General features: G+C 69.5%; 16 protein-coding genes. 6 read left to right on the top strand and 10 right to left on the bottom strand.

Annotated features, from left to right (window positions below):
* Positions 1 to 130: 130 nt before the first annotated feature.
* The 8 genes from OG407_RS46310 to OG407_RS46345 all read right to left on the bottom strand — a co-directional run bounded on the left by OG407_RS46310 (position 131) and on the right by OG407_RS46345 (position 11,394).
* On the bottom strand, positions 131 to 3,112 hold the full coding sequence (locus OG407_RS46310) for a glycoside hydrolase family 2 TIM barrel-domain containing protein (RefSeq protein WP_405867037.1): 2,982 nt from the start codon (positions 3,110 to 3,112) through the stop codon (positions 131 to 133).
* Between the two features lie 57 nt (positions 3,113 to 3,169).
* Positions 3,170 to 5,899: an alpha-mannosidase gene (locus OG407_RS46315; RefSeq protein ID WP_405867039.1), complete on the bottom strand. Its 2,730-nt coding sequence runs from the start codon at positions 5,897 to 5,899 to the stop codon at positions 3,170 to 3,172.
* 29 nt (positions 5,900 to 5,928) lie between these two features.
* The gene (locus OG407_RS46320) at positions 5,929 to 6,786 is read right to left on the bottom strand and encodes a carbohydrate ABC transporter permease (protein WP_328675415.1); all 858 of its coding nucleotides are present in this window, start codon (positions 6,784 to 6,786) and stop codon (positions 5,929 to 5,931) included.
* 26 nt (positions 6,787 to 6,812) lie between these two features.
* Positions 6,813 to 7,760 carry a carbohydrate ABC transporter permease gene (locus tag OG407_RS46325; RefSeq protein WP_405867041.1) on the bottom strand — a complete coding sequence of 316 codons (948 nt, stop codon included), beginning with the start codon at positions 7,758 to 7,760 and terminating at the stop codon, positions 6,813 to 6,815.
* A 7-nt stretch (positions 7,761 to 7,767) separates the two neighbouring features.
* Positions 7,768 to 9,102 (bottom strand): ABC transporter substrate-binding protein, encoded by a 1,335-nt coding sequence (locus OG407_RS46330; RefSeq protein ID WP_405867043.1) that lies wholly within the window; start codon positions 9,100 to 9,102, stop codon positions 7,768 to 7,770.
* Positions 9,103 to 9,358: 256 nt separating this feature from the next.
* Positions 9,359 to 10,366 (bottom strand): LacI family DNA-binding transcriptional regulator, encoded by a 1,008-nt coding sequence (locus OG407_RS46335; RefSeq protein WP_405867045.1) that lies wholly within the window; start codon positions 10,364 to 10,366, stop codon positions 9,359 to 9,361.
* A 119-nt stretch (positions 10,367 to 10,485) separates the two neighbouring features.
* Positions 10,486 to 11,094 carry an ROK family protein gene (locus OG407_RS46340; protein WP_405867047.1) on the bottom strand — a complete coding sequence of 203 codons (609 nt, stop codon included), beginning with the start codon at positions 11,092 to 11,094 and terminating at the stop codon, positions 10,486 to 10,488.
* Positions 11,095 to 11,136: 42 nt separating this feature from the next.
* A complete protein-coding gene (locus OG407_RS46345) occupies positions 11,137 to 11,394 on the bottom strand; it encodes a hypothetical protein (RefSeq protein ID WP_405867049.1) in 258 nt (85 codons plus the stop codon).
* A 183-nt stretch (positions 11,395 to 11,577) separates the two neighbouring features.
* Between OG407_RS46345 and OG407_RS46350 the strand changes: the two genes are divergently transcribed.
* The 4 genes from OG407_RS46350 (at position 11,578) to OG407_RS46365 (ending at position 15,358) form a co-directional block, all read left to right on the top strand.
* On the top strand, positions 11,578 to 13,014 hold the full coding sequence (locus OG407_RS46350) for a carboxylesterase/lipase family protein (protein WP_405867051.1): 1,437 nt from the start codon (positions 11,578 to 11,580) through the stop codon (positions 13,012 to 13,014).
* Between the two features lie 72 nt (positions 13,015 to 13,086).
* The gene (locus OG407_RS46355) at positions 13,087 to 13,689 is read left to right on the top strand and encodes a hypothetical protein (RefSeq protein ID WP_405867053.1); all 603 of its coding nucleotides are present in this window, start codon (positions 13,087 to 13,089) and stop codon (positions 13,687 to 13,689) included.
* Positions 13,635 to 14,231, top strand: a complete 597-nt coding sequence (locus OG407_RS46360) for a hypothetical protein (RefSeq protein ID WP_405867055.1) — start codon at positions 13,635 to 13,637, stop codon at positions 14,229 to 14,231. The genes OG407_RS46355 and OG407_RS46360 overlap by 55 nt, the downstream gene beginning before the upstream one ends.
* A 200-nt stretch (positions 14,232 to 14,431) precedes the next feature.
* A complete protein-coding gene (locus OG407_RS46365; RefSeq protein WP_405867057.1) occupies positions 14,432 to 15,358 on the top strand; it encodes an expansin EXLX1 family cellulose-binding protein in 927 nt (308 codons plus the stop codon).
* An 11-nt stretch (positions 15,359 to 15,369) separates the two neighbouring features.
* Here OG407_RS46365 and OG407_RS46370 read toward each other — a convergent pair whose 3' ends face one another.
* A complete protein-coding gene (locus OG407_RS46370) occupies positions 15,370 to 16,287 on the bottom strand; it encodes a helix-turn-helix transcriptional regulator (RefSeq protein ID WP_405867059.1) in 918 nt (305 codons plus the stop codon).
* Positions 16,288 to 16,374: 87 nt separating this feature from the next.
* On the opposite strand from OG407_RS46370, the gene OG407_RS46375 reads away from it, so the two are divergent.
* On the top strand, positions 16,375 to 17,073 hold the full coding sequence (locus tag OG407_RS46375; protein WP_405867061.1) for an SDR family NAD(P)-dependent oxidoreductase: 699 nt from the start codon (positions 16,375 to 16,377) through the stop codon (positions 17,071 to 17,073).
* 178 nt (positions 17,074 to 17,251) lie between these two features.
* The gene (locus tag OG407_RS46380; RefSeq protein ID WP_405867063.1) at positions 17,252 to 19,030 is read left to right on the top strand and encodes an FAD-binding dehydrogenase; all 1,779 of its coding nucleotides are present in this window, start codon (positions 17,252 to 17,254) and stop codon (positions 19,028 to 19,030) included.
* Between the two features lie 177 nt (positions 19,031 to 19,207).
* On the opposite strand, the gene OG407_RS46385 is transcribed toward OG407_RS46380, so the two are convergent.
* Complete coding sequence (locus OG407_RS46385) at positions 19,208 to 19,957, bottom strand: TetR/AcrR family transcriptional regulator (RefSeq protein ID WP_405867065.1); 750 nt, start codon at positions 19,955 to 19,957, stop codon at positions 19,208 to 19,210.
* Positions 19,958 to 20,046 lie beyond the last annotated feature (89 nt).

Genomic DNA, 20,046 nt, shown 5'->3' on the forward strand with positions numbered 1-20,046 from the left:
TCCCACGGGGAACTTCCCTGGGGGACGACCAGTACGGTCGCGCCGGTCGGGGCCCCGAGACGGCAGTCGTCTCCTCCCATACTGAGGGTGCGGTCCCCGCCGTGCGAGACCGCACCCTCTCCGCATCGGCCTACTTCGGTGCCGTGATCCGCAGCCTGATCGTGCGGGCCTCCGGGCGCAGCGCGAACTCGGGCCACACGTCCGGACCGCAGGCCCGGGAGCCGAGCCCGTGCTGGGCGGCGTCGACGAACAGCCGGCTCGTCGCCGATTCCGGCAGCTCGTACGGGTGCCCGGCCTTGGCGATCTCCTGCGGGGTGTGCCGGCTGAGCGTGAAGCCGGGGCGGCGACCGTGCGTGTCCGGGAGGGCCTCGATGCGCAGCACTTCGGCGTTTCCGCTGGTCAGGGCCAGTCGGCGAAGTTCGGAGCGGTGACCGGTCTCCTGGGGGCGCGCGTAGTCGACCGAGAGGTCGCCGATGGTCGCGGAGAAACGGCTGGTGCGGGCCGCGCGCACGCTGTCCGGGTAGGACTCCAGCGGGCCGAGGCCGAACCATTCGGCGCCGTCGACCGGAGCCGTGCCGTCCGGCAGGTCGAAGCGCACCCCGATCCGCGGCCACACCGTCTGCCAGCCGTGCGAGGGCTGGATCTCCACCCGCAGCTCCACTTCGCCGTCGGCCGCCCGCGACCAGACGGACTCCACCAGTACCGACAGGGCGGAGTCGGCGGCCGACACCTTGTCGACCGTGCGCAGCGCGTCCGCGCTCTGCTCCACCGACACCCGGCGCGAGGTCAGCCGGTCGAGCCCGTCGCGGTACCACAGCTCGGCGTTGGAGACCCCGGAGACGCTCGCGTCACTCTCGTCGACCTCGCCCCACGCGCCCTTGTCGTTGTCGGTCGGCGCGCGGAACAGCTCCAACCGCGGCCCCGCTACGGCGCGTTCGCCCAGCCTGACGAGAGACCCGCCGACGAACTCGGCGACGCCGAGCGTGAGTGTCCCGTCGCCGGGCTGCCAGGCGAACCGGCCACGGCCACCGGGTACCGGGCGGCGAACCGACCGGTCCAGCTGGGCAGTCGCGACGACATGACCCTCGGGCGCCCACGCGGTTCCGGTCGCCAGCACCGCGTCGATCGTCAGCCAGGTCTCGGCATCCGGCGACACCGGGACCGACGGCAGCGACACCCGGCCCGAGTCCCCTGCGGCGACGAACGGGACCTCCAACTCACCTGATTCCACGGCCAGTCCGTCGTGCTCGACCCGCCAGCGGAAGCGCAGGTCGGACGTGTCGGTCGTATGCCGGAGGTTGGTGATCGCGACCTTGTCGCCGTCGAAGGCGAAGCGCACCGGCGACACGACGGCCTTGAACTCGTGGAGGCTCGGCGTCGGCACGTCGTCGCTCAACACCATGCCGTCCATCACGAAGTTGCCGTCATGGACGACCTCTCCGAAGTCGCCGCCGTACGCGTAGTACGGCGTCCCGTCCGGGGTCGTGGCCAGGATGCCGTGGTCGCGCCACTCCCAGACGAACCCGCCGTGCAGGCGCGGATGTTGGCGCACCAGCGCCTCGTACTGGTCGAACGCGCCCGGCCCGTTGCCCATCGCGTGCGCGTACTCGCACAGCAGGAACGGCCTGGTGCGCTGCCGGGCGCCCTGCGAGGGCGTGCAGTTGAGCAGCGGGGCGCGTGAGCCGTCGGTGCCGATCTGCTCGGTCTCCAGCACGGACGCGTACATGCGCGAGTAGACGTCGGTGTACTCGCCGGTGTAGTCGCCCTCGTAGTGCACGGGGCGTTCGGCGTCGCGGGCGTGGACCCACGCCGACATGGCGGCGAGGTTGCTGCCGGTGCCCGCCTCGTTGCCGAGCGACCAGATCACGATGCTGGGATGGTTCTTGTCCCGCTCCACCGTGCGCTCGATCCGGTCGAGGTACGCCTCGCGCCAGGCCGGGTCGTCACTGGGATTGCCGACCCAGTCGACCTTGCCGAAGCCGTGCGTCTCCAGATCGCATTCCAGGATCACCCAGAACCCGAGCTCGTCGGCGAGGTCGAGCAGCCGGGGGTGCGGCGGGTAGTGGCTGGTGCGGATCGCGTTCACGTTGAACCGCTTCATCAGCGCCAGGTCCTCGCGCGCGTGCTCCTCATCGAAGACACGACCGCGCTCGGGGTGGGTCTCGTGCCGGTTCACCCCGTGGAACACGACCCGCCGCCCGTTGACCAGGAACTGGTCCCCGCGGATCTCGACCGTACGGAAACCCACCCGCAGGGAGACGGTCTCGGCAGCCGTCGACACCGTGGCGTCGTACAGGCGCGGCAACTCGGCCGACCAGGGCTCCACTTCGGCGATGTCCACGGGCGCCACGTCGTCCGGCGTCGCCCAGACCTGCTCGACACCGAGTTCGGGGATGCGCAGGGTGACCGGGAACGCCGTGGCGTCGGCGACGACCTCAGCCTCGACCCGCCCGCGTCCGTCGTCGAAGCCGGTCCGCAGCCAGACGTCCTCGATGCCCCCGGCCGGCCGGGCGGTCAGGGTCACATCGCGGAAGATGCCCGGCAGCCACCACTGGTCCTGGTCCTCGACATAACTGGCCGCCGACCACTGGTGCACCCGCACGGCGACGACGTTCTCACCAGGGCGTACGGCGGACGTCACATCGAATTCGTGGGCCAGGCGGCTGCCGCTGGCGCCGCCGATCTCGGTGCCGTTGACCCACACGCGGAACAGCGACTCGACACCGTCGAAGCGCAGGACGACCCGCTCGGCGTCCGACCAGTCGGCGGGCACGTCGAAGGAGCGGCGGTAGTCGCCGGTGGGGTTCTCGTCCGGGACGTTCGGCGGGTCGATCGGGAACGGGAACTGGATGTTCGTGTAGATCGGGCGGCCGTACGCTCCGTCGCCCTCAAGTACCCAGTGGGCGGGGACGGGGATGCTGTCCCAGGCGTCGTCGTCGAAGCCGTCGGCCGCGAAGTCCTCCGCCGCCGACGCCGTGGCGGACAGGCGGAAACGCCAGGACCCGTTCAGGGTAAGGGACTTCGCGTCGGAGTGCAGCCACGAGCGCGCCGGACGCAGGGCGCCACGCCCGGGAGCGAGGTCGGAGACATGGGGGGAGAACTCGGGAAGCAAGAGGTCACAACGCTTTCGTGAGAGCAGAACGGGTGCATTGCATTCGATCATGGCGGCCTACCGGAGCACGACGGTGCGGATCTCCCAGGGGCCGAGGGGGAGTTCGAGCTCGTCCTGGACCTGGGTGCGGGAGATCGTCCGGCCCAGCAGATCGACGGTGACGGCCTCGGTGAACGCCCCCGTCACCCGGACCGTCGACGCGGTGGCGCGCATGGCGGTCAGCCGCACCTCGGTGCCGGACCCGTGCTCGTCGTCGGTGACACGGCGGACGGCCGAGACGAGGACGTCCTTGCCGTCGACGCTCAACCCAGCGGTGTCGGGCGGCAGTTGATGCCCTGTGGGTGCGGTCCCCCGGACGACCAGTACGTCGTTGCGGAACTCCTCGGCGAGAGTGACCGCGTTCGCCCCCTGCCAGCCGGTGGCCGACGGGACGACGGCGAACCGGTTCTCGATCCGCGTCCCGAGGTCCTGCGCACCGGGTACGGGGATCTCGCTCGCCGCCGGTTCGTCGCGCAGGGGGTGGATGTTGACGCTGATGGAGCCGATCGCGCGCAGCAGCGTGATAGCCAGTTCGGAGCCGTCGCCGACGAGTTCGTACTCGCTGGAGTGGTCGAGCAGGACGGTCGCGGCACCGGCCGACACGAACGAATCGGCAGGGAAGGTGGGGAGCGGGAACTCGCCCCAGCCGCCCTCGGCGGTCAACCCGCGCTCGGTGACGGCGAATTGACCGGCCGACGCGGACGTGGCCACCGGCTCGGGCAGCGGTACGTGGAAGCGCAGCCGGTGGTCGGCGGACTGGTTGAGGAAGGACGTGGAGACCCGCACGAACGGCTCACCCGCGCGCACCTCCACAAGCGTCTCCACCGGCGTCGGCACAGTTTGTTCGCTGCGGAGAGCGCGGTCGGTGGAGAGCGCGGTCGGCCACTCGTAGACACGGGTGACCCGCAGCCGCGCGCGGAGCGGACCGTTCTCGACTCGCTCGACGGTGATCTCCGCAGGCTCCGACACGAGAACGTCGTGCGCCGGGGGAGCGTAGTTGTAGCTGTCGCCCCGGTCACCGCCGTCGACGAGGCGACCGACTCCGTACAGCACGGTGCCGTCCGGTCCGGTCAGATCCAGGGTGCCGTCGGGGGCGACCGCGACCTCGACCAGGCCGTTGGAGAGGGTGCGGTCCGTCGCCGTAGCGGGCGCATGCGGGGCTACGGCTGCGGAGGCGCGGTCACTCGGCTCGACCCGGAAGGACGCCAGCCCGGAGGCGGGAACGCTCACGGGCAGGAGTGCGGTGGCCCGGGCCTCCTCCAGCGTCAACACCCGCCACTCACCCGGATGTTGGGCTGCCGCCGCGGCGACCTCGCGGCGCAGGATCAGCAGGTCGAAGGGGCCGCTGGTCGGTACCTCGGCGAGGTTGAACACCAGGGCGCCGGGGGTGAGTTCGTAGTGGTCGATCTGGCGGCCGAAGAGTTCGCGGCGGTGGATACGGCGCAGGACGCGTTCGAGCTGCGAGGCGTCCATGCGCTCGTCGCTGAGGACGGTCGGGGCTTCGGAGATCAGTTGCACGGGGGCTGTCGAGCCGTCGGCGGTGGTCGCGAGCAGGGTGGTTCCCTCGGGCGGGGCCACGACGTCCACCTCGACCAGTACCGAGCGGTCGAACGGCAGCGGGTTGGCGACCAAGTAGCCGTCGCTCGGGACCAGTTCGGCGGGCTCGGCGAGCGCCGCGTCCCGTACCGCACGGGCTGTCTGTGCGGCCTCGGCCAGGCGGGCGGCGACCTGGTCGCAGGTCTCGTCGGTGCCGGAGCCGACGACCGAGTCGTGCGCGGTCGACTCGATGATCTTGTGCCAGGCGAGGTCGAGGAACGGCGAGTCGTCGCGCCGGGACCACAGGGCGTTCATGCGCTCGGCGTGGTCGATCGTGCGCTCCGCTACGGCCATGCGCTGCTTCAGACCGAGCCGCACGGAGAGCACGCCCGGGAGGATGTTGCCGCGCACATGGCTGCGCAACTCACCGGTGACTACGGCGGACACCTCGTCGTGGACGTGCTTGCGGAGGTACTCGTCGAGGGTGGCGATGGTGATCGCGCGGCCCTCGGCGGCGGCTTGCCGTAGCCAGGAGGCGAGTTGGGGGTCGGGCGCGTTGTGGTCGGTGCCGGCCATCGCCAACACCGGGTCGCCGCCCCAGCGTTCGGCCGTCATCTCGGCGTAGTCGCCGAGCGCGCGGCCGATCCGGTCGGGGACCAGCAGGACGTCGAGGCCGTTGTCGTAGCCGTCGAAGAGGAACTCGGTACGGACCTGGGAGCCGTCCGGCGCACGCCAGTTGAAGGCGTGGCCGTCGACCGAGCCGGGCACTCCGCGCCACAGCGCCGCGTGCTCGATGCCGGCGCGGGCGAGGATCTGCGGCATCTGCGCGACGTGACCGAACATGTCCGGCAGATAGCCGACGGGCATGGCACCGCCGAGCTGCGCCGCGACCGCCCAACCCATCTGGAGATTGCGGACGATGGTCTCGCCGGAGCAGAGGAACTCGTCGAGCAGGATCAGCCACGGGCCGACCGCGAGCCGGCCCTCGGCGACCAGGGCCGCGACACGGTCACGGTTCTCCGGCCGCATCTCCAAGTAGTCCTCGATCGCGGCCATTTGACCGTCGACGGTGAACCGGAAGTCCGGGTCCGTCTCCGCCGTCTCCAGCACGGTGTCGAGGGCGGCGACGAGCCGGTGCCGGAACACCTGGAAGGGTTCGTACCACTCCCGGTCCCAGTGGAAATGGGGCACGAACACAGCGGGGTTGGGCATCGCGAGAGGCACCTTCTGTGCGGGGACGGTCACTTGAGGGAACCGGCGGCGAGTCCGGTGCGCCAGAACCGCTGGAGCAGGATGAACACGATGATCACCGGCACGATCGACACCAGCGAGCCGGTGATCACGGACTCCTGGAGCAGCGGGGCGCGGGCGGTCTGGCCGTTCCACTCGTACAGGCCGAGCGTGATCGGGAAGAGGGACTCCTTCTGCAGCATCACCATCGGCAGGAAGAAGTTGTTCCAGATCGCGACGAACTGGAACAGGAAGATGGTCACCAGCGACGGCGTCATCAGCTTGAACGCGACCGAGAAGAACGTGCGGAACTCACCGGCGCCGTCCAGCCGCGCCGACTCCAACAGCTCTTGCGGGACAGCGGAGTTGGCGAAGATCCGCGCGAGATAGACGCCGAACGGGCTGACGATGCTGGGCAGGAACACCGCGAAGTACGTGTTGACGATGCCCGTCGCCGAGAACAGCAGGAACAGCGGGAGCGCCAGCGCGGTGGTCGGGACGAGGACACCGCCGAGGATCACCGAGAACAGGAACTCCCGTCCCCGGAAACGGAACTTGGCGAGCGCGTAGCCGCACAGCGCGGAGATCAGCGTTCCCACGAGGGCGCCGAACACCGCGTAGATCACGGTGTTGACGATCCACTTGCCGAAGATGCCGTCGCTGCGGCTGAACAGGACGCGCAGGTTCTCGAACAGGTTGAAGTGCGAGAACGTCAGGCCGTTGGTGGCGGCGAGGTCGCCCTGCGGCTTGGTGGCGGCGACGATCAGGAAGTAGATCGGCAGCAGGAAGTAGATCGCCAGGAGGAGCATCAGCGCCATGGCGGCCGTACGGCTGACCTGGCTCTCGCGGTTCACGGATGGTTTGTTCATGGATCGGCCGCTCATGGATCGGTTGTTCACAGGCCGGCCCTCTTCGACGTCAGTCGCATGAACCCGAAGCTCAGGACGAAGGTGATGACGGCGATGACCACGGAGATCGCCGCGGCCTGCTGGTAGTTGTTCCCGGAGGCCACCGCGTAGGCGAGCATGTTCGGCGTGAACGTGCTGGAGATGTTCGAGGAGATCTGCCGCAGCACGGCCGGCTCGGCGTAGAGCTGCAACGTGCCGATGATCGAGAACACCGTGGTGAGGACGATCGACGGCGCGATGATCGGGACCTTGATCTGCCAGGCGATGGTCCAGTTGCCGGCGCCGTCCAGCTTGGCGGCCTCGTACAGCTCCTGCGGGATCGACTGCAGCGCCGAGAACATGATCAGCATGTTGTAGCCGGTCCACAGCCACGTGGAGATGTTCGCCGCCGACCACAGCACGGCACCCGGGCCGAGGAAGTCGGGCTTGAGCCCGATGTGGTTCAACAGGTCGACGACGGGGCTGAGTTGGGGCGAGTAGAGGTACGACCACATGATCGCGGCGATCACACCGGGTACGGCGTACGGCATGAACGCGGTGATGCGGAAGACCGACTTGAGCTTCAGCAGGGGGGTGTCGAGGAGCAGCGCGATGACCAGCGCCACGAACAGCATCACCGGAACCTGCACGATGCCGAACAGCCCGATGCGTCCGATGCTGGACCAGAACTCGTCGTTCTGGAAGACCTTCCCGTACTGCTCGAAGCCGCCGAACGTCGTGTAGGAGGTGCCGTACTGGCCGCCGGTGCGGCGGACGACGCGGACGCTCTGCCACAGCGCGTAGCCGACCGGGACCAGGTAGAAGAGCACGAACGGGAGGAAGAACGGGATCACGAACGCGAAGATGGTGCCCGCCCGGGGACCGCCGCCGTTGAGACGGCGACGGCCCCCGGGTGATGCCACCACACGCGGCGCGCGGGGTGCGATGTCGGTCATTGCCCCGTCACTTGCCCGCCGCGGCCGGGATCGCCTGGTCCTTCATGGACTTCAGCGCGGCTGCCTGCGCCGTCGTCAGCGCGTCGTAGAGCGTGCCGTCACCGGCCGCCGCCTTGGCCATCGCGTCCTGCAGCGCCAGGTTCACCGTCTTCTGGGTCGGACCCCAGGCGAAGCTGGTGTTGATCTTCTTGGACGAGTCGGCGAAGACGTCGAAGATCTTCTCGTTGTTGTAGTACGGAACTCCCTTGGACAGCGCGGGCAGTTGGAGCCCCGCGTTCGCCGCCGGGTAGAGACCGCCCAGCTGGTTCTCCAGCGCGAGGGCCTCCGGGTCGGTGTTGAGCCAGGTGTTGAACTTGACCGACTCGTAGAGGTGCTTGCTGCCCTTCATGAACGCGACGGTCGAGCCGCCCCAGTCACCGGAGGTGCCGTTCGAACCCCACGTCGGCATCGGGACGATCGTCCACTTCCCGGACTGCTTGGGGAGGTTGTCGCGGAACATGCTGTAGCCCCAGGCCGCGCCGACGTAACTGGCGATCTGGTCCTTCTGGTACGCGGCGTACATCTGCGTCGAACCGTTGGCGAGGTCGGTGCGCACGAGCTTGCCGGCGATCAGCTTCTGCCAGTAGTCGGCGACCTGCTTGCTCTGCTCCGAGGCGACGGTGACCTGCCACTTGTCACCGGAGTAGCTGTACATCTGGGAGTCGTTCTGCCAGAGCAGCCCGTTGAACCACTCGGCGTTGTTCGGGTCGAAGAACGTGATGTCGAGGCCGGAGTCCGCCTTGTGCAGCTTCGCCGCGGCGGCCGCGTACTCGTCCCACGTCTTCGGGACCGCGATGTCGTACTTCTTGAAGATGTCGCTGCGGACGTAGAGGGCCATCGGGCCGGTGTCCTGCGGCAGGGCGAAGACGCCGGTGTTGCCGAAGCTGGCCTGCGACCAGGTCCACGGCACGAACTTCGACTTGGCGGCGGTGGCCGCCGAGCAGGCCGAGGCGTCCACGAACGCGCTCTGGGTACGCAGGTTCGGCAACTCGTCGTAGCCGACCTGGGCCAGGTCGGGTGCCTTGCCCGCCTTGAGGGCGTTGCCGAGGGTGCCGTACTGGTCGTTGGAGATGTTCTTCGTGGAGACCTGGATGTTCGGGTTCTGCTTGTTCCACAGGGCGACGACCTTGTCCATGCCCGGAACCGTGTTCCAGTACTGGAGGGTGACCTTGCCCTTCGCCGGTGCGCAGGACGCTGCGGATGTCTTCGTCGACGGCGAGGACGACGAGCATCCGGCGAGTACGGCGACACTGGCGGCCACGGCTACGGCGCCGAGGCGGATGCGCGTGATTGTGCTGCTCATGGTTTCCGTTCCAGACAACGACTAGCGGCGGTGCTAGGCGGCTCGATGCTGATCCCGAGGGCGGGATGCCTTCTGGGTGGAAGGGACGTGGGCACACCATTTCCCGGAGGTCTAAGAGCGTCCCGTGAGCGCTCCCGTGAGCGCTCACGGGACTGCTTGCAGATAGACCTCGACATGCATTTTGGAATGTTCGGAAGTCTGCGCTTCGGCCCGGGTGGGTGTCAAGACATTCGGACCGGATGCGCACGAGTGGCGGTCAGGCGGAGCCGCTCAGCCGCAGTTCGCCCCGTACGACCAGGTCGTCGGCCGCAAGCGCTTCCCCTCCCGAGAGCAGCCGGGCGACCTGCTCGATGGCGAGCGCGCCGAGCCTGCGGGTGTCGAGGGCGACGCTGGTGAGCGGGGGCTCGACCAGTGCTCCGAGCTGCAGACCGTCGAAGCCGATGACCGCCAGCTCCTGCGGGACGCTTCTGCCGAGCCGGCGGGCCTCGCGCAGGGCGCCGATCGCGATGATGTCGTTGAACGTGAAGACCGCGGTGACGTCGGGGTGGTCGGCGAGCAGTTCCCTGAGCGCCGATCCGCCGCCGTCGGCCGTCTGGTCCGCGGGGACCACCAGGCCGGCGTCGATCCCGTGGGCGGTCGCGGCAGTCGTGAACCATTCGTGCCGGATGCTCGGCTCGGCCCGGGTGTGATGGTCGAGCATGCCGATCCGGGTGTGCCCCTGCGCGACCAGATGGGCGACCGCGGCATGGACCCCCGCCGCGCCGTCGATCCGGATCGCGCTGAACCGCGTGCGCTGTTCCCGGCCGATGAGGACCACCGGCATGCCGCGCGTGAACTTCTCCAGTTCGCTCTCGGGACAGCTGAAGTAGCCGATGACCGCGTCCACTTGGGAACTGATCACCTGGAGCGTGCCGAGTTCCTCCTCCGCCCGGTCCCCGGTGTCGTACACGACGACCTGCCAGCCCCGGGTCCTGGCCGCCTCCAGCGCGGCGGCCGCGACCTCGGTGAAGTACGGGTTGAGCAGATCGGGGATCACCAGCCCGATGGCCATCGTGTCCTGCCGGACCAGCCCCCGGGCGAACCGGCTCGGCCGGTAACCGAGCGCCCGAGCGGCGTCGAGCACCCGCTGTTTGGTGACGCTGTCGATCTCGTCCTTGTCGTTCAGCGCCCGTGACACCGTCTGCCGGGACACCCCGGCGGACTTGGCGACGTCATTGATCGTGATTTTCCGGGGTTCCGTCCCCGTTGCCGACGGCACCACCATCGCCCACCTCCCGCTTCTCGCGAACGCCGGTGCGCGCGCAGAGCCCGAGTATGCATGGACGAGGGCGGCCGGACGAAGCCACGACCGGAAGGTGGGGGACGATTTGTGTGGGCGTCGCGCTACTGGGACGGCACGGGAATCGGGCTCCGGGCGAGCGCCGGAACGCTGGTGGGATCGTCGAGCAGGGCGTCCCGGCAGGTCTGGAACGCGCCGCGCAGTGTGGCTTCGCCGCCGAGGACGCCGAAGGTGATCACCGGCTGCATGTCGGGCGCCGGGGCACGGCGTCCCGCCAGGCGCTCGTCCAGGCCGGGCGCGAGCCAGGAGGCCCAGGTGGCGAGGTATCCGCCGAGGATGATCTCGCCCGCGTCGGTGACACCGGACACGCCGAGGACGGCGGCTCCGAGTGCGTGCCCGGCCGCGCCGAGCGCGGCCACCGCGTCGGGGTCGTCCGCACGCAGCCGTCGGTCCAGCTCGGCCGGCGCCGCTTCGGCGCCCTCCGCCTCGGCCACGGCGTCCAACCCGGCCGCGTGGATGGGGGGTTCGGGTCCGATGTACGTCGCCAGGCAACCCCGGTTTCCACAAAGGCAGTTGGGACCGTCGAGGGCGATCGGCAGATGCCCGATCTCACCCGCCATGCCGTGACTCCCGCTGTGCACACGGCCGTTGACGAGCAGCCCGCCGCCTACGCCGGTGTCGGCCTTGATGTACTGGGCGTTCGTGGCCCGCATGACGTTCATCCTCGGCTACTGGGGCGTCGCCACCTATCAGCGCTACGCCCTCCAGGACTGCGTCGGCCTGGACGGCGGCGCGGTGGACAGCGCCCGGCAGCTGATGTCCGTGCTCGCCCTCGTCGGCACCCTCGCCGCCGCGATCCCGGCGGCGAAGATCTCCGACCGCACCGGCCGCCGCAAGATCTTCGTGATCGGCGCGTCCGTCCTGCTGACCCTGTCCATGGCCATCCCGCCGGTCAGCAACATTGCCACCAACATCCCGCAGGCCCTGAGCCCGATCATCGCCTCCGTGCTCATCACCTCGTTCGGGGCGCGGGCTCCGACAAACTCCCGGGCTACCGTGTCCTGTCCTGTTCGCCTTCGCCGCCGCCGTCGTACTGATCAGCGCGCTCGCCATCCGGCCGATCAAGGGCGTCAAATAGCGGACCGAGTACCGACCCTCCTACCCCGAACCCACCACCTCCACAAGGAAGTTGCTCCGTGCCCCAGTCCGTACTCGCTGCCACGTCCCTGGGCCCCGTCCTCGGGACGTGGCAGCACACCACCGCCCGCTTCCTCGGCATCCCCTACGCCGAGGCCCCCGTCGGCGACCTCCGCTTCGCCGCCCCCGTCCCGACCGAGCCGTGGACCGAGCCTCTCGACGCCACCGCGTACGGGCCCACCGCGCAACGCCGCCCCTTCGTCCTCGACGGCCCCACCACCATCCCCGAGCCGTCGATACCGGGCGACGCGGTGCTCAACCTCAACGTGTTCACCCCGGCCCCGAACCCGGGCGCAGACCTGCCGGTCCTCGTCTGGATCCACGGCGGCGGCTACGTCGCCGGATCCGCCGCCAGCCCCTGGTACGACGGCTCCGCCTTCGCCCGCGACGGCATCGTCCTCGTGTCCATCGGCTACCGGCTCGGCATCGAGGGCTTCCTCCACCTGGACGACGCCCCCGACAACCGTGCCGTGCTCGACTGGATCGCCGCGCTGACCTGGGTACGCGACAACATCGACGCGTTCGGCGGCGACCCCGGGAAGGTCACCATCGCCGGCCAGTCGGCGGGCGGCGGCGCCGTACAGACCCTGATGGCAACCCCCTCCGCGCAGGGCCTCTTCCGCGCCGTGATCTCCCAGTCCGGCGCCATCAGAGCCCCCCAGCACCGCCGCGACGCCCTCGCCGACTCGGCCCGCCTGACCCAGCGCACCGGCGTCCCCGCCCTCGCCTCCGCCCTCCGCGACCTCACCGGCGACGAACTGCTCGCCCTCCAGGACGCGTTGGCCACACCCTCGGCAGGTCTGACGCTGGCACCTTTCGCGGACGGGGAGTTGATCCCGCTCCCGGTTCCCGACGCCTTCGCGGACGGCAGTGCGGCTCCCGTCCCGCTCCTGCTGGGCTTCACCCAGCGCGAGTTCTACCCACCGCCGGGGACCACACCAACACCCGTACCAGTTGCGGCCGTTGACGCCATGCTGAGTGGCCACGGGCTGGGCCCCGACGCCGTGACCATGTACGCAGCCCTCCAGGGCAGGGCGGACCCGGCACTCCGCATGGGGCAAGCCCTCACTGACGCCATCTTCCGCGGCCCGTCCCTCGCCCTCGCCGAGTCCCGCGCCCTCCACCAACTCCCCACCTGGCTCTACCACTTCACCTGGGGCAGCGCCGCCCACTGCATAGAGATCCCCTTCGCCTTCGACCTCCTGAACGCCGAACGCGTCACGGCCGCGACGGGCCCGAATCCGCCGCAGTCCCTCGCGGACGCGATGCACGCCGCATGGGTCGCCTTCATCCGCGACCTGGACCCGGGCCCCAACTGGCCCCGCTACACCAACAAGCGCCGTACGACGATGACTTGGGACACCGTCCCGGAGGTCCTGGACGACCCGCTGAGCGCCGAGCGGCGTATCTGGACCACGGCGCCGACCACACCCTGAAAACCCGGTGGCGGAACGGCCCCCCGGTCGTGACACGATCGGCCTCCCACCAGCTGAACGGAGGCCGAGGCCATGACCGGGGAAGAGGCCAAAGCGCGGCTCGGGCGACTCGCCAGGGCTCGCGCCTTCGGCTGCCACGTGGGATCCGACCAGCTCATCCAGGCGGGCCTGGACGCACTCCTCGCCGACGTCGACAGCCCGTCCCTCCCCCTCCTTGCCGGCCTCGCACGGAGAGAGGAACCCGAAGCACCCGAGCTCTTCGACCACGTGCTCGACGAACTGGGGCTGTCCTTCGAACCACCGGCGGACCCTACGGCCGCGCACTGGGCCCACGCCTACTGGCTGGCCGCAGAGATCACCGACGGCAGCCTCGATCCTGCCGCCGGCGTCGATCTGATCTGGACCGAGGTCGCCGAGACGCTCGGCTACCCGGACGCACTCGCCCCGATCGTCCACTGCGCGATCTCGCTCGCCGGCCAGGACGACGACCGGACCGCGTCCATCGAGGCTCTCCGGCTCGACGCACTCCAGGCCGCGAGGGACCTGTTGGGCCACCGCCCCCACCCTGAGCAGCCAGATCATGCCTATGCTGCGCTGAGGCAGGGCAACGGGAGGCGTGTATGCACAAGCCCGGCATTCAGGTGCTGGCCAGGGCGACGGCGGCGGTGTCGGTGATGATCGCCGCGGCGGCATGCGGCGGTCACCAGCACTCGGCGACGACAGCTCCTTCCGCGACCGCCTCCCCGGACTCCTCCGTGTACACAGCCGAGTTGGAGAAGAGCGACCTCTCCTGGAGCGGCAGCCCCAGCCCGTACAACGCCGAGGTGAAACTCGACGACGGCCGCCGCGTGGCCCTGCACTACCTGCGCGACAAGGGCCTCGTCGAGCAGCACTACAGCCCCCGGGCGAAGGCATGGACCGAACCGAGAGTCATCTACCGCACCAAGACCGACGCATGCCAGGGCATCCAACTGCGCACCAAGAACGGAACCGTCGCCGCGATCGCAGACTTCGGCTCCTACTGCTACGACGGTGAACCACCGACCGAGTCCATCGCCGCCGTGGGCACCAGCAGCCTCACCGAGTGGAGCGTCAACGTCACTAAGGACTTTGACGGTTGGGAGCGAGCCTCCGTCTCCAGCGACGGGCAGCAGGTCGTCTTCGGGAGGGACACCACGCTCCGTTGGAGCCGGGCCGACGGGTTCGAGCGTCACTGACTTGGCCTTCAGGCAGGTGAGTTCGCCGGCGCGTCCGACAGTCGGCGTTGGTGCGCATCACGAACCCCACAAGCACGACGACACGACACTTGTCCCCAACTACGCCCCCAGAGAAAGGGCTTGCCGCTGTCACCGCGAGGCTGGCACGATCGCTGCCTTCCTCACCCCGAGCAACGGGTGGCGGCCATCTAGGAGGTCCGGTGTCCAAGCGGTGGCTGTTCCTGTCGGCGGCCGCGGTACTCATCGTCGTCTCCCTGGCCCTGGTGCTCCTGCCCGGCCACAAGAGCGGCGAGGAGGTGAAGGCCGAAGCCGGTACCGCTGCGACCGATCCCTCCGCGACCCGCTCCAGCCCGGCCAACTCACCGTCCCCGACCGGCACGTCGACCGCCTCCGCACGGGCGACCGCCGCATCGAAGAAGCCGTCGGCGACCCCGTCCACCCGCGCGACAACCAAAAAGCCGGCCGCCACGTCGGCCACGAAGACCCGCCAACAGGCCTCCGGCACCGCTCCGTTGGCCGGACGCATCCGCCCCGGCGTTACCTACCGGGGAGTCGCCACCTTCTACGACGCGGACGGCGGCGGCGCCTGCCTGTACGACCCGAGCGGCGACGTCATGACCGGCGCGATGAACACCACGGACTACGAGTCGTCCAAGGCATGCGGGGCGTACGTGCTCGTGCACGCGGCCAACGGCGCGACCATCACGGTCCGCATCACCAACGAATGCCCGGGAGACTGCGCCCCCGGCCAGATCGACCTCAGCGCACAGGCCTTCGCCAAGCTCGCCGCCCCTTCGGCCGGCCGGATCCCGATCACCTGGAACCTGGCGAGCCCCAGCACCACCGACACGATCTCGATCCGCTACAAGACCGGTTCCACCCGCTACTGGTGCGGCATCCAGGCGATCGGCCACCGAAATCCCCTGGCCCGCCTGGAAGTTGCCGTGGGCAGCGGCTGGCGTCAGTTGGAGCGCACCGACTACAACTACTTCATCTCCGAGGACGGCAGCGGCTGCGGCGGCGCGCTCAGGTTCACCGACATCTACGGCCAACAACTCACCGTCCCCGCACTCCCGGTGCGCGCGAACGTCACACAGTCCACGCAGGTCCAGTTCGCCAAGCACTGAACCGCTCAGGATCAGAGGGCGGGCGTGCGCAAGCTGTCACCAGCCATCGCCCGGCGCAACCCGGCCTCGTCCGAACTCCCGGGCGCCGCAGTCAAGATGACGATCTTCAGGTCGGAGTCGCCGTCCGTCAGGACATCGCAGTCCACGTCCACGGGCCCGACCTCGGGATGCTCGACCGTCTTGCGGTCCTCCCGGTGCGCACCGACCGTGCCGCTCGCCCACAACCGTGCGAACGTCTCGTTGCCTGCGGTGAGTTGACGGATCAGCTCCGCCAGGCGGACGTCGTGCGGGAAACGACCGGTGGCCCGGCGCAGGTCGGACACGATCGCGAGGTCCGAGGCGGCACCGTTCCGAACCAGCACCGGCCACGAGGCGATCCGTACGTCACGCACGTCGTCGCCGGAACCGATCGGGAACCGCTCACGCGCGAAGTTCCGCTGCTGGGGCGGCTTGTCCGACGGGTCGCCGAGCAGCGCCGCCCACCCGGGGTTCCACCAGATCAGCTGCCAGTCGGCGGCGAACACGGCGACGCCGACGTCCCCGAGCCGGTTCAGCACCCGGTGCACCCCCGACGGCAGGTGATCGGGAATCGGCTCGTCGTTCGGCGGGACCAGCCCGGCCATGCGGTAGAGGTGCTCCCGTTCCACGGCGGTCAGTTGGAGGGCCCGCGCGAGCGCGGCGACGACCTGGGACGAAGGCGCCGTGGACCGCCCCTGTTCCAGTCGCACCACGTAGTCCACCGACACCCCGGCGCGCTCGGCGAGTTCCTCGCGGCGCAGCCCGGTCGCCCGCCGGGCCCGACCGGACGGCAGCCCCACGGCCGACGGGGACAACCGCTCCCGCCAGGCACGGATCGTCGCACCCAGCCCCAGCCCGACTCCCATTCCTGATGCCAGTTCCAGCCCCTCGTTCGTCGCCATGTCCTCCATCTTCCACCAACTCCCGATCCTGGTAATGCCGTTCCTACGGTCGAAGCGTCCCTGGCAGCGCGCCCGGACGCTGGGCACGATCGACGCATGACCACCACGTTCATCACCGGAGCCAACAAGGGCCTCGGCCACGAGACCGCCCGCCGCCTCCTCGCCCTCGGCCACACCGTGATCGTCGGAGCCCGCGACGAGGAACGGGGTACGGAGGCCGCCGCCGCACTCGGTGCGCGGTTCGTCCGTATCGACGTCACCGACGACGCCTCCGTCACCGCCGCGGCGGCCGACATCGCCGCACACGAAGGCGTCCTCGACGTCCTGATCAACAACGCCGGTGTGCACGGCCCGCACGGCGATCCCGCCGACCTGACCGGCGCGGACGCGCTCGGCGTCTTCGACGTCAACGTCTTCGGTGCGGTCCGGACGATCACCGCGTTCCTCCCCTTGCTGCGCCGCTCACCCGACCCGGTGATCATCAACGTCAGCAGCGGCACGGGGTCGCTCGCCATCACCCACGACCCCTCGCGGATCGAGTCCTCCGTCGTCGCGCCGCTCTACACCGCCTCCAAGGCGGCACTCACCATGCTGACCACCCAATACGCCAAGGCGCTCAAGGACGTTCGCGTCAACGCCGCCGATCCCGGCTACACGGCGACCGACCTCAACGGCCACAGCGGCCCCCAGACCGTCACCGAGGGAACCGACGCGATCGTGCGCCTCGCGACCGAGAAACCCGGCGCGGGCTCGGGCCGCCTCATCGACCGCGACGGCCCGCTCGCCCTGTCCTGAACCCCGGTCACCACGTTCTGGACCCTGCTCACCCGCTCCTGATCCCCACTCGCGCAACACAGCCGACACGGCTTGGTTTCCGTAGGTGCTACCGGCGGTAACAACTGTGGTGTCGCGGCACGTTCCACGTGTCGGACACATCTCCCGCACCTCCCGTACCTGACCCGGAAGGCACCCCATGGAGAACTCGGCCCCCACAACGATCAGCAGACGAAGAGCCCTGACGGTGGCCGGCGGTGTCGCCGCCGGCGCCGCCCTCGCGGCACACGCGGTACCGGCGTTCGCGGCCGACACCTCGTCCGCGGACGCCATCGTCGTCGGCCACGGCCTCGCCGGTCTCGTCGCCACCGCCGAACTGGTCGCCGCAGGAAAGAAAGTGCTGCTCCTGGACCAGGAACCCGAGTCCAACCTCGGCGGCCAGGCCTTCTGGTCCTTCGGCGGACTGTTCCTGATCGACTCCGACGAGCAGCGGCTCATGGGCATCAAGGACTCCCAAGAGCTGGCGTGGCAGGACTGGTTGGGCACGGCCGGCTTCGACCGCGGCGTCGACGACCCGGCCGGCCAGGACTACTGGGCCCACAAGTGGGCCGAGGCGTATGTGGACTTCGCGGCCAACGAGAAGCGGTCCTGGCTCTACGGCCTCGGCATCCGCTGGTTCCCGATCGTCGGCTGGGCCGAGCGCGGCGGCGGCCTCGCCGACGGACACGGCAACTCGGTGCCCCGCTTCCACGTCACCTGGGGCACAGGACCGGCCGTGGTCGAGCCGTTCGAGAAGCAGGTGCGGGCCGGGGTCGCCAGCGGCAAGGTCACCTTCAAGTTCCGGCACCGCGTCGACGAGATCGTCCGCACCAACGGTGCCGTGACCGGCGTGCGCGGCGCGATCCTCGAACCCAGCACCGCCCAGCGCGGCAAAGCCACCTCCCGCACCGTGGTGGGTGCCTTCGAACTCAACGCCCCCGTGGTGATCGTGACTTCGGGCGGCATAGGCGCCAATCACGATCTCGTACGCCAGAACTGGCCCGCCCGGCTGGGCAACCCGCCGAAGACCATGATCACCGGTGTGCCCGCGTACGTGGACGGCCGGATGCTCGGCATCACCGCGTCGGCGGGCGGCCGTATCGTCAACCCCGACCGGATGTGGCACTACACCGAGGGCCTCAGGAACTACGACCCGATCTGGCCCAACCACGGCATCCGCATCCTCCCGGGACCGTCGTCGATGTGGTTCGACGCCACCGGCAAGCGGTTCTCCGCACCCGACATGCCGGGCTACGACACCCTCCACACGCTGGGTTCGATCACCGCCAGCGGTTACGACTACTCGTGGTTCGTCACCACGAGCAAGATCATCGCGAAGGAGTTCGCGCTCTCCGGTTCCGAGCAGAACCCGGATCTCACCAACAAGGACATCCTGATGCTTCTCTCGCGCATCTGGCAGACGCCGGAGCCGATCGAGAAGTTCAGGAAGAACGGCGTCGACTTCATCACCGCCACCACCCTCTCCGAACTCGTCCTCGGCATGAACAAGCTCACCGGCGACGGCCTGATCAAACTCGCCGACCTCCAGCGGCAGATCGAGGCCCGGGACCGGGAGATCGACAACCCGTACTCGAAGGACGCCCAGGTGATGGGCATCCGCAACGCCCTTTCCTACACCGGGGATTCACTCAGCCGCACGGCCGCGATCCACAAGATCCTCGACCCGAGCGCCGGACCCCTGATCGCCGTCCGCCTCAACATCCTCACCCGCAAGACCCTCGGCGGCCTGCAGACCGACCTCTCGGGCCGCGTCCTGGATGCCACCGGAACGCCAATTCCCGGTCTGTACGCGGCCGGTGAGGTCTCCGGCTTCGGCGGCGGGGGAGTCCACGGCTACCGCTCGATGGAGGGCACCTTCCTCGGCGGCTGCCTGTTCTCCGGCCGCCAGGCGGGACGCGCCGCAGCCGCCGCGATCTGAGTGTTACGGCCGCTCGCCACACCTCGGCAACTCGGGTGACCCCAGCCCGAGTTGCCGAGGCGCAGTACCGCGAGGAGGGTCGGTCGAACCAGAGGGTTGTGCGAGAACGAGCGGCAAGCGTGCTCACCCACAGGCCGGGATCGGCCGGCTGGACGATCGGTTTCCCCGGCGGCGAACCTAGGACGAGGGCGGGCTCACGCGCTCGGGGATCCTGCGGTGGATGTCCGCCAGCAGGTTCCGCATGGCCATGCGGAAGAGCTCGGCCTGGTGGTCGCCGAGGAAGGACGTGTGGCCGAACACCTCCAGGGCGACGAGGCCGTGCAGATGTCCCCACGCGCTCATGAGCAGAGCGGTCGCGGGGGAGGGCAGGTATCCGTGGCCGTAGTGCGGCAGCTGCTCCAAGTAGGCCCGGAGCGCGGGTGAGAGTACGGGGACGTCGGCCGCGGCGAGTTGCTCCGTGCTGAACCCCTCGAAGATCTCGCGCTCGAAGATCTCGCTCATCCGGCGCGAAGCCTGCGTGGTCGGGCCGTCGGTGGGGGCCGCGTAGTCCCGCAGCGGTGTGCCGTAGAGGAGTTGGAAGCGCTCGGGATGGGCGATGGCCCAGCGGCGGTAGCCCTCGGTCGCGATCACCAGGCGGGGCAGGTCCGGGTCGTCCGACGGGGTGTCGACGGCGCCCTGCACGGCGTCGGCCAGGTCGTCGTACGCCTTGGTGACGAGCGTGGTGACGAGAGCGTCCCGGCTCGGGAAGTAGTGGTAGAGCGCCTGCACGGTCATGCCGAGGCTGCGGGCGACCGCCCTCAACGACAGGGCGGCGGGCCCGTGTTCGGTGAGGTGGCGCTCGGCCGCGTCCACGATCTCCTGGGTGGCGGCGGCCCGCCGCCTTTCGCGCAGCGAGGGCGGGGCAGTGGTGCGTTCGTCGACGGCCATGCGGCGACCGTACGACGCCAACTCCTCTCACGCGCCCCGGCGTTGCGAAGTGTGAGGAAAATCTAACACTGCCAAATCTTCTTGCTCCT

Origin of the sequence: Streptomyces sp. NBC_01515, from assembly GCF_045040345.1 — a bacterium.
In the GTDB taxonomy this organism is placed as follows: Bacteria; Actinomycetota; Actinomycetes; order Streptomycetales; family Streptomycetaceae; genus Streptomyces.